This is a genomic window from Streptomyces griseoflavus, from assembly GCF_014649995.1.
In the GTDB taxonomy this organism is placed as follows: domain Bacteria; phylum Actinomycetota; class Actinomycetes; order Streptomycetales; family Streptomycetaceae; genus Streptomyces; species Streptomyces griseoflavus.
In genome coordinates this window covers 878,190-887,227 of sequence record NZ_BMUC01000001.1, presented here as the reverse complement: position 1 = coordinate 887,227, position 9,038 = coordinate 878,190, and the positions used below count along the sequence as shown (strand labels likewise).

The window sequence follows — 9,038 nt, the reverse complement described above, 5'->3', positions numbered from 1 at the left end:
GGCGGTGCCGCGTGATCGTCAGGTACCCGGGATGAGGCCGTCGTCGCTGAGCAGCTCCTTGACCTCCTCCAGGGTCGCGTCCGGGGACGGCAGGATCAGGTCGGAGGGCTCCAGGGTGTCGTCCGGCAGGGGCTCGCCGAGTTCGTGGACCCTGGCCAGCAGGGCCTTCAGGGTCGCGCGGAAGCCGGGACCGTCGCCGTTCTCCATCTCGGCGAGCAGTTCCTCGTCCAGCTTGTTCAGCTCGGCGAGCCGGCTCTCCGCCAGCGTCACCTGGCCCTCCCCCATGATCCGTACGATCATGTCGCCCTCCTCGGCGTGGGCTACTGCTTGTCGAAGCGCGGGGTGTCCTGCGGCTGCTGCTGGGACTGCGTCCGGTCCTGGCCCTGGGCCTGGCCGCCCTCGATGGCCTGCCGGTCACCGCTGCCGCCGCCGGCCAGCTCCGCCTTCATGCGCTGCAGTTCCAGCTCTACATCCGTACCACCGGAGAGGCGGTCCAGCTCGGCCTGGATGTCGTCCTTGTGCATGCCGGACTGGTCGTCGAGGGCGCCGGAGGCGAGCAGTTCGTCGATCGCGCCGGCCCTCGCCTGGAGCTGGGCGGTCTTGTCCTCGGCCCGCTGGATCGCCAGGCCGACGTCGCCCATCTCCTCGGAGATGCCGGAGAAGGCCTCGCCGATGCGGGTCTGCGCCTGGGCGGCGGTGTAGGTGGCCTTGATGGTCTCCTTCTTGGTGCGGAAGGCGTCCACCTTGGCCTGCAGGCGCTGGGCCGCGAGGGTGAGCTTCTCCTCCTCGCCCTGGAGCGTGGCGTGCTGGGTCTCCAGGTCCGTCACCTGCTGCTGGAGCGCGGCGCGGCGGGAGAGCGCCTCGCGCGCCAGGTCCTCGCGGCCGAGCGCGAGTGCCTTGCGGCCCTGGTCCTCCAGCTTGCCGGACTGGGACTGGAGCTGGTTGAGCTGGAGCTCCAGCCGCTTGCGGGAGGTCGCCACGTCGGCGACGCCGCGGCGGACCTTCTGAAGCAGCTCGAGCTGCTTCTGGTACGAGTAATCGAGGGTTTCGCGCGGGTCCTCGGCCCGGTCAAGGGCCTTGTTCGCCTTCGCGCGGAAGATCATCCCCATACGCTTCATGACACCGCTCATGGGCTTCGCGCGCCCCCTTCTGACGGACTCCAGCTCCAGCGACTGCAACAGAACCCACAGTACGGGCCCTGCATCCATTACCGCACTGTTCGGGGACGGATGCGCTCATCCCCAAGGACGACCTGCGTACCCTCCCGATCCGGCGTAGGGAGTAGGTGGTACCCGGGGTCGGCCCGCGGGGCACCTCCCGGAGAGCCGCACTACGTCCCCTCCTGTCCTTTTGGAGACGTCCGGTGTTGCCGGATCGTTCCCCACGGGGCTGGGGTCCAACCGCGGGACCCCGTACCCTTGGGTTTTGTGTTCCGTAGCCGTGCCAAGGAAGAGAAGGCATCCGTCGCCGACAAGGCGACGCTGACCGACTCCAAGCAGACCCGTCACCCGGAGGCCCCGAAGGGCCGCCCCACACCCAAGCGCAGCGCGGCCCAGTCGCAGCGCCGCAGCGTGGCCAACACGTCGATGACGCGCAAGGACGCCGCCAAGCGGCAGCGCGAGGAGCGCCGTGCCGCGCTGGAGCGTCAGCGCCAGGCGCTGGCCAGCGGCGACGAGCGCTACCTGCCCGCGCGCGACAAGGGGCCGGTGCGCCGGTTCGCCCGCGACTACGTGGACTCGCGGTTCAACATCGCGGAGTACTTCCTGCCGATGGCCGTGATCATCCTCGTGATGAGCGTGATCCAGGTGCCCCAGCTGCAGAACGCGGCGCTGCTGCTGTGGCTGGTGGTCATCGTGATGATCGTGCTCGACTCGATCGTGACCGGGTTCCGGCTGAAGAAGACCCTCGCCGAGCGCTTCCCCGACGAGAGCAGGCGCGGCGCCGTGGCCTACGCCCTGATGCGCACGCTCCAGATGCGCCGGCTGCGGCTGCCCAAGCCCCAGGTCAAGCGCGGGGAGCGGCCCTGAGCACCACGCCGTTCGCCGACGCACCCGGCCGGGTGAGCGGGCCCGGCGGTCTGCGGGACGTCGTCCGGCAGGAGTTGGTGGCCCGCCAGCTGGAGGAGCAGATCGTCGGGCGCTTCCCGGTCGGACGGCGGCTGAGGGTGCTCGACGTGGGCATGGGCCGGGGCGCGCAGGCGCTCCGGCTGGCCCGGGCCGGTCACCAGGTGACCGGTGTGGAGCACGACGCGGCGATGATCTCCGCCGCGCGGGAGGCGCTCGCGGGGCAGCCCGAGGGCATCCGGGAGCGGATGCGGATCGTCGAGGGGCGGGCCGGGGACACCGGTGTGCACTTCCTGCCGGGCAGCTTCGACGTGGTGCTCTGTCATGGCGTGCTCATGTACGTCGAGGAGCCGGACGCGCTGCTGGCGGGGGTGGCGCGGATGCTGGCGCCCGGGGGGCTGCTGTCGCTGCTGGTGCGCAACGGCGACGCGCCGGCGATGCGGGCGGGTCTGTCCGGTGACTGGGCCGGTGCGCTGGCCGGTTTCGGTGCGACGTCGTACGGGCTGAAGTGGCTGACGGCGACACTCGCGGGGATCGGGGCGCCGCTGCACACCTGGTACGGCGTGCGGGTGTTCACGGACTCGGTGGCGCACGACGCGGGGCTGCCGGCGGACCTGGACGCGCTGCTCGCGGTCGAGGACCGGGCGGGGCGCACGGACCCCTATCGCGGCGTCGCCTCCCTGCTGCACCTGTGCGGCGTCCGGGGCTGAGGCCGCCGCCGGCCCGGGCCAGGGCTGCCGCCGGGTTTCCGCCGCCCCCGCCGCCCCTTACCGTCCCGTCCCCCGGGCCGGCGCCCGGGACCTGCTCGCGCGGTTCCCCGCGCCCCTTGAGGGGGCGCGGGTTCCCGCCCCGGAGGCTTACGCCTCCTCCGCCTCCGCCTCCGCTTCGGTTTCCGCGTGGAGGCTCATCGGGCCGTAGATCTCCGTGGTGTCCTCCAGCAGCCGCACCTGGTCGGCGCCGCCCTCCGCGAGGGCCTTCCAGTTCTCCCCGATCCAGGACTCGGCGTCCCCCTGTGTGGGGAACTCCTCCGGCGGCACCGCGGGCTCGACCTGCGTCCCGTCGGCCTTCTCGAACCGCCACGTCCATGCCGCCATGTACGCCTCCCATGGGTGTGAGCACGCTGAGCACACTGTCACGACAGAAGCCGGATCTTGGTCCGGCTCCTGCCCGGAAGCCTAGTCGGACGGGCAGCGGTCGTGGGGAGGGGAGAAAATCGGGTCCGTGGAACTGACTCTGCTCGGCACCGGTGCCCCCGCGGGACTGCCCCGCCCCGACTGTCCCTGCGCCGCGTGCGCCTGCGCTCTCGGCGCGGACGCGCGTGCGGCCACCTCGCTGCTCGTGGACGGGGCGCTGCTGCTCGACCTCACGCCGGGCGCGGCGTTCGCGGCCGCCCGCGCGGGCCGTTCGCTGGGCGGTGTGCGCCAGGTGCTGCTGTCGCATCCGCACGACGGTCCCGCGGTGGAGGTGCCGGCCGGGCTGCCGCAGCCGGGACGGGTCCCGGACGGGCGGGAGCTGGCGCTGCTGACGGGCCATCGGGTCCGGGCGGTGGCGCTCGACGCGCCCGGCACCGGGTACGCGGTGACCGGGCCCGACGGGCAGCGGCTGCTGTACCTGCCGCCGGGCGGGGCGCCGGCCGGGCTGGAGGAGCCGGCGGAGCCGTACGCCATGGTGCTGCTGGACGTGGTGGGGCGTCCGGACGCGCTGGCACGGCTGCGGGAGGTGGGCGCGGTCGGCCCCACCACGGACGTGATCGCCGTCCATCTCGACCACGACGTGCCGCCGGGACGTGAGGTGCGGCGCCGGCTCGCGGCGGCCGGGGCCCGCGCCGTGCCGGACGGGACCACGCTGGAGGTCGGCGCCTACGAGGACGTGCCCGACGTGCCGCGCCGGACGCTGGTTCTGGGCGGCGCGCGTTCGGGCAAGTCGGTGGAGGCCGAACGGCGGCTGGAGTCGTTCCCCGAGGTGCTGTACGTGGCGACCGGCGGGTCGCGGGGCGGGGACACCGAGTGGGCGGTGCGGGTGTCGGCGCACCAGGAGCGGCGGCCGGGGTCCTGGCGGACCCTGGAGACCTGTGACCTGGTGCCGCTGCTGACGGACGACGGGCCTCCGCTGCTGGTGGACTGTCTGTCGCTGTGGCTGACGGACGCGATGGACGCCGTCGGGGCGTGGGACGACGCCGAGTGGGCGGACGGTGGCGAGCGGGCGCTGCGGGAGCGGGTGCGGGCACTGACGGAGGCGGTGCGCGGGACCCGCCGGACGGTGGTCGCCGTGTCCAACGAGGTGGGCTCGGGCATCGTGCCCGCCACCCCGTCCGGCCGCCGTTACCGTGACGAACTGGGGCGCCTGAACGCGGCGTTCGCGCAGGAGTGCGAACAGGTGCTGCTGGTGGTGGCGGGGCAGGCGCTCGTGCTGCGCGGCTGACCCGGCTCAGGATCCCGGTGTGCGGGCGATGACGCGGTAGGCGTTGGCGAAGGGGGTGTGGCGCAGCAGGGGGGCGAGGGCCAGGTCGGCCGCCGCGGCGGCGACGACCAGGGGGGTGCCGGCGCGGAGCAGCACGGTGCGCAGCCGCCGCCGGAACGGGGTCGGCGGGATGGCGCGCCAGGGGGTGTCCGGGGCGGGCAGCGCGTGGGAGAGGGCGAGGGCGGCCAGACCCGCCAGGTCGTGCGGGACGTGCGCGGCGCGGTGCCCGCCGGTGACGAGGACGCAGCCGCGCTCCTCGAGTGCCGCCCGGAGGTTGCGACGGGGCATCAGGTGCAGCCGGCGGGGCTGGTCGTAGGGCAGCCACCAGCGGCCGAACAGGGCGGCGAAGGCGCAGCGCGGGTCCACGGTCTCGATGAGGAGGTGTCCGCCGGGGCGCAGTACGTCGAGGGCCGCGTGCAGTTCCGCGCGGGGATCGGTGGTGCGTTCCAGGTGGTGCAGCATGCTGACGACGTCGTACCGGCCGGCCAGCCGGGCCCGGACCGCGGGGTCGGTGAGCGACCCGACGTGGGCCTCCTCGACGTGGCCGAGCGTGCGGGCCTTCTCCACGCGCGCGGTGAGGTCGGTGCCGTCGAAGGCGGTGTACGGGAAGTACTCCCGCGCGCTCTGCGGGAAGCGGGCGAGGCCGGTGCCGACGTCCAGCCAGCTCTCCGGTTCGCCGAAGGGGAGCATCGCGCGGGCGGCGGCGCGGCGGCGGTGCCGTACGGCGTGCAGGGCGAGGACGCGTTCGGTGGCGGGGTCGCGGGGGGCGCCGCGCACGGCCCTCCGGTGGACGGCGAGGCCCTCGGCGGTGAGGCGGGGGTTCTGGAAGGTGTGGCCGCAGTCCCGGCATTCGTCGACGGTGAACAGGCCGGGCCGGTGCCGGCGCAGGTCGCCGGTTCTCAGCCGGTTGCGCAGCCGCGCGGAGCCGCACCAGGGGCAGTCCCCGCGGCGCGGCTCGTGCACCCGCGCGGAGCCGTGCGGGGCGGGGATCGCGGCGTCTGGGGTGGGCGCGGACATGGGCGGCTCCCTGCGTGCGGGCGTACGGCGCGGAGGTGGGGACGTACGGGACGGACGGTACCGGGACAGGCTTGTCCGGCAATCCATGGCAAAACGTTACGGACGGGGAGCCCTTCCGGGGTGGAACGGCGCCGGGGTGGCGTGGTGCCGGTGGGGTCGCGCGCGCGGGGCCGGGCGGCGCGGCGTGGTGTTCGACCGGGGCCGGTACTGTTCGGCGAATGAGCTCGCTTAATCTCGACGACTTCACCGATCTGATCGAGCGTCCGGACGGCGGGGTGCGCCGTGACGCGGAGGCGCGCCGGGAGCGCCAGGTCGTGCCGCCCGGGTCGCTGGGCCGGTTCGACGACCTCGGTGAGTGGCTGGCGGCGGCGCAGTCCGCCGTGCCGGTGCGGCCGGTCGAACGTCCGCGCGTGGTGCTGTTCGCCGGCGATCACGGCGTCGCCGGTCTGGACGTCTCCGCGCGCGCCGCGGGCAGCGCCGCGGAACTGGTGCGGGAGGTGCTGGACGGCGGCCGCCCGGTGTCCGTGCTGGCGCGGCGGCTCGGGGTGCCGGTGCGGGTGGTCGACATGGCCCTGGACTGCGATCCCGGGGAACTGCCGGAGGACGTCGTACGGCACCGGGTGCGGCGGGGCAGCGGGCGGATCGACGTCGAGGACGCGCTGACCGCGGAGGAGGCCGAGGCGGCGTTCCGCGCGGGAATGGCCGTGGCCGACGAGGAGGCCGACTCCGGTACGGATCTGGTGGTGCTAGGCGACGTGAGCGTGGGCGGGACCACGGCGGCGGGCGTGCTGGTGGCCGCGCTGTGCGGGACGGACGCGTCGGTGGTGACCGGGCGCGGCGGGCTGGCGATCGACGACCTGGCGTGGATGCGCAAGTGCGCGGCGATCCGTGACGCCCTGCGGCGGGCGCGGCCGGTACTGGGTGATCAGTTGCGGCTGCTGGCGACGGTGGGCGGGGCCGACCTGACCGCGATGACGGGGTTCCTGTTGCAGTCGGCGGTGCGGAAGATGCCGGTCGTGCTGGACGGCGTGGTGACGGCGGCGTGCGCGCTGGTGGCGCAGCGGGTGGCGTTCCGGGCGCCGGACTGGTGGCTGGCGTCCCACGCGAGCGGGGAGCCGGGGCAGGCGAAGGCGCTGGACCGGATGGCGCTGGAACCGCTGCTGTCGCACGGTGTGCGGGTCGGGGAGGGCACGGGCGCCCTGCTGGCGCTGCCCCTCGTCCAGGCGGCGGCGGCCCTGGCGGCGGAGTTGCCGGAACGCGAGTGACCGCGCCGGGCGGCTGCCGGGAGGGCGCCGCCCCTCCACCCGCCCGCTGGAGGGCTACCCGCGCTCCAGCGGGCGTGGCGGGTCGGGCCGCCCGCCGAGCCAGTCCTCGACGGCCCGCCGGGGTCCGGACCAGCGGCGGTCGTGCCGGTAGGCCCGCAGCATCGCCTTGGCCCGGGCCCGGTGCCGCCGCCGGTAGAACCGCCGCGCCCACCAGGACCCCGGCCGGGCCAGCCGCAGCGCCCCGACCAGCGCCACGACCGGGACGATCACACCGAACACGGCGATCCGCGCCTTCCCCTTGATCAGCGCGATCAGCGCGAAGAGGAAGTTCACTCCGATGCTCGCGGCGGCCCCCGCGCGGTTCTGGAGTTCGTCCTGCGAGAGGTCGTTGACGCCGAACGGGCTGAACCCCGCCAGCAGCAGCCCCACCAGCGCGGCGGTGAGCACGACCATCTCCACGCTCTTGCGCCCCGCCTCCGTCCAGTACACGTCGGCGAGGTGCAGGATCAGCGCGAACTCGTCCAGCACCAGCCCGGCGCCGATCCCGAAGATCACCGCGCTGAGCGCCGCGCCGAAGCCCTCCCTCCCGCTCGCCACCGCGCCGAATCCGCCGATCACGGTGAGGACGACCCCGGGCACCACGTGGTGGATGTGCACCGATCCCGCCGTGACGTTCCCGAAGGGCCCCTTGCCGGCCCGGATCAGCCGGGTGACGGCCCGGGTGGCCAGGAAGGTGAGGACGAAGGCGGCCAGCGCGAGGAGCAGGGGAAGCTTGCCCGGCTCGATGATGTTCCGCTCCAGCCACTGTCCCATATGCGCACTTTATCCAGGGCTGCCGTGGGCGTTGCGGTGACCGCCGGGTAATCTGCGCCGGTGCCCGCCCCCTCCCCCGCCTCCCGCGCCGACGGCCTCCGCTTCGCCTTCGGCACCCTGACCGTGCTCCCGGTCCCGCTGACCCGCTGGGACCGGCCGACCGCGCGCGTCGGCATGCTGTGCGCCCCGGCGGTCGGCCTGGTGGCCGGGGCCCTGGCCGCCGGGACGGGTCTCCTGCTGCTGTTCCTCGGCGCGGGCGCCCTGCTCGCCGCCGTGGCGGGCGTCACGGTACCGGCCGTCCTGACCCGGGGGCTGCATCTCGACGGGCTCGCCGACACCGCGGACGGGCTCGGCAGCGGCAAGCCCGCCGAGGACGCCCTGCGGATCATGAAGCAGTCGGACATCGGCCCGTTCGGTGTCGTGACGCTGGTTCTCGTCCTGCTGGCGCAGGTGGCGGCGCTGACCCAGGCCTACGGCCACGGCTGGGCGTGGGGTGCCCTCGCCGCCGTCGTGTCCGCGGTCGTGGCGCGTTGCTCGCTCACCCTGGCAGCCCGCGGCGGTGTGCCGCCCGCCCGGCCCGGAGGGCTCGGCGCGGCGGTCGCGGGAGTGGTCCCGCTGCCGGGCGCGGTGGGTGCCGCGCTCGTGGTCACCGGGCTCGCGGCGGCCGGGGGTTCCGTCCTCGGGCCCCCCGGCGTCCTGCGTGCCGTGCTCGCGGTGCTGCTGGCCGTCGCCGTCGCCGAACTCCTGCTGCGGCACTGCGTCCGCCGCTTCGGCGGCGTCACCGGCGATGTGTTCGGCGGGGTCGCCGAAACGGCGGCGACGACCGCGCTCGTCGTGTTCTCACTGGGCTGAGACCGTCCCGGGACACCGGACGGCGAGCCGCCCGGGGGTCCGCCGTGCGGTCACCGCCGGGTGAGGAGCGCGGTGATCGCCGTGCCGGCTCCGCCCGCCACCGCCGCGGCCGTCAGGCCGACGCAGCGCGCCCGGAGCTGCCGGTAGCGGTTCTCGTACTCGCCGCGCAGTTCGACCGCCCGGTCGCGGATGCGTACCAGCGTGTCCCGGGAGGCGGCGATCCGGTCGGCCCGGTACACCCGCTCCACCTCCTCGCGCTGAGCGGTCGTCAGCCACGGCAGTTCCTCGGTGAACCGGGCGGCCCGGCTCCGTGCCTCCTCGACCTCGGCGGCCCACAGGAGGAGGCCCTCGAGCTGGTTGAGACCGCGGGCGCTGTCCTGGCGGGGGTTCACGCCGTCCTCCGTGTTCCCGTCCGCGCGCTCACCGCTGCTTGTCACCGGGGGCGACGGTGACGGACTCCTGGGGGTGGTTCTCCAGGTCGTCCATGGCGGCGATGTCCGGGTGGTGCAGGTCGAACGCCGGGGATTCGCTGCGGATCCGCGGCAGGGTGGTGAAGTTGTGGCGCGGG

The 9,038-nt window shown here is 74.7% G+C and carries 11 protein-coding genes; 5 read left to right on the top strand and 6 right to left on the bottom strand.

What is annotated here, in order from left to right; genetic code table 11:
- Positions 1 to 18 precede the first annotated feature (18 nt).
- Together pspAA and IE172_RS03870 are read right to left on the bottom strand one after the other, a co-directional pair.
- Positions 19 to 300, bottom strand: a complete 282-nt coding sequence (gene pspAA, locus IE172_RS03875; protein ID WP_190095609.1) for a PspA-associated protein PspAA — start codon at positions 298 to 300, stop codon at positions 19 to 21.
- 20 nt (positions 301 to 320) lie between these two features.
- Complete coding sequence (locus tag IE172_RS03870) at positions 321 to 1,118, bottom strand: PspA/IM30 family protein (protein ID WP_268253459.1); 798 nt, start codon at positions 1,116 to 1,118, stop codon at positions 321 to 323.
- A 309-nt stretch (positions 1,119 to 1,427) separates the two neighbouring features.
- Here IE172_RS03870 and IE172_RS03865 point away from each other — a divergent pair, with 309 nt between their 5' ends.
- Both IE172_RS03865 and IE172_RS03860 read left to right on the top strand, forming a co-directional pair.
- Complete coding sequence (locus IE172_RS03865) at positions 1,428 to 2,027, top strand: DUF3043 domain-containing protein (RefSeq protein ID WP_229885763.1); 600 nt, start codon at positions 1,428 to 1,430, stop codon at positions 2,025 to 2,027.
- Positions 2,028 to 2,104: 77 nt separating this feature from the next.
- On the top strand, positions 2,105 to 2,773 hold the full coding sequence (locus IE172_RS03860) for a methyltransferase domain-containing protein (RefSeq protein WP_190096002.1): 669 nt from the start codon (positions 2,105 to 2,107) through the stop codon (positions 2,771 to 2,773).
- Between the two features lie 147 nt (positions 2,774 to 2,920).
- On the opposite strand, the gene IE172_RS03855 is transcribed toward IE172_RS03860, so the two are convergent.
- Entirely contained in the window at positions 2,921 to 3,157 is a 237-nt protein-coding gene (locus IE172_RS03855; RefSeq protein WP_190095608.1) for a hypothetical protein, read from the bottom strand.
- 127 nt (positions 3,158 to 3,284) lie between these two features.
- Between IE172_RS03855 and IE172_RS03850 the strand changes: the two genes are divergently transcribed.
- Entirely contained in the window at positions 3,285 to 4,484 is a 1,200-nt protein-coding gene (locus IE172_RS03850; RefSeq protein ID WP_190095607.1) for a bifunctional adenosylcobinamide kinase/adenosylcobinamide-phosphate guanylyltransferase, read from the top strand.
- A 6-nt stretch (positions 4,485 to 4,490) separates the two neighbouring features.
- Here IE172_RS03850 and IE172_RS03845 read toward each other — a convergent pair whose 3' ends face one another.
- Complete coding sequence (locus IE172_RS03845; RefSeq protein ID WP_190095606.1) at positions 4,491 to 5,540, bottom strand: class I SAM-dependent methyltransferase; 1,050 nt, start codon at positions 5,538 to 5,540, stop codon at positions 4,491 to 4,493.
- Positions 5,541 to 5,758: 218 nt separating this feature from the next.
- On the opposite strand from IE172_RS03845, the gene cobT reads away from it, so the two are divergent.
- Positions 5,759 to 6,805 (top strand): nicotinate-nucleotide--dimethylbenzimidazole phosphoribosyltransferase, encoded by a 1,047-nt coding sequence (gene cobT, locus IE172_RS03840; protein WP_190095605.1) that lies wholly within the window; start codon positions 5,759 to 5,761, stop codon positions 6,803 to 6,805.
- A 54-nt stretch (positions 6,806 to 6,859) separates the two neighbouring features.
- Here cobT and IE172_RS03835 read toward each other — a convergent pair whose 3' ends face one another.
- Positions 6,860 to 7,618: a hypothetical protein gene (locus IE172_RS03835; RefSeq protein ID WP_190095604.1), complete on the bottom strand. Its 759-nt coding sequence runs from the start codon at positions 7,616 to 7,618 to the stop codon at positions 6,860 to 6,862.
- A 60-nt stretch (positions 7,619 to 7,678) separates the two neighbouring features.
- On the opposite strand from IE172_RS03835, the gene IE172_RS03830 reads away from it, so the two are divergent.
- The gene (locus IE172_RS03830; RefSeq protein ID WP_190095603.1) at positions 7,679 to 8,470 is read left to right on the top strand and encodes an adenosylcobinamide-GDP ribazoletransferase; all 792 of its coding nucleotides are present in this window, start codon (positions 7,679 to 7,681) and stop codon (positions 8,468 to 8,470) included.
- Positions 8,471 to 8,520: 50 nt separating this feature from the next.
- Here IE172_RS03830 and IE172_RS03825 read toward each other — a convergent pair whose 3' ends face one another.
- Entirely contained in the window at positions 8,521 to 8,862 is a 342-nt protein-coding gene (locus IE172_RS03825; protein WP_190096001.1) for a hypothetical protein, read from the bottom strand.
- Positions 8,863 to 9,038: the final 176 nt, after the last annotated feature.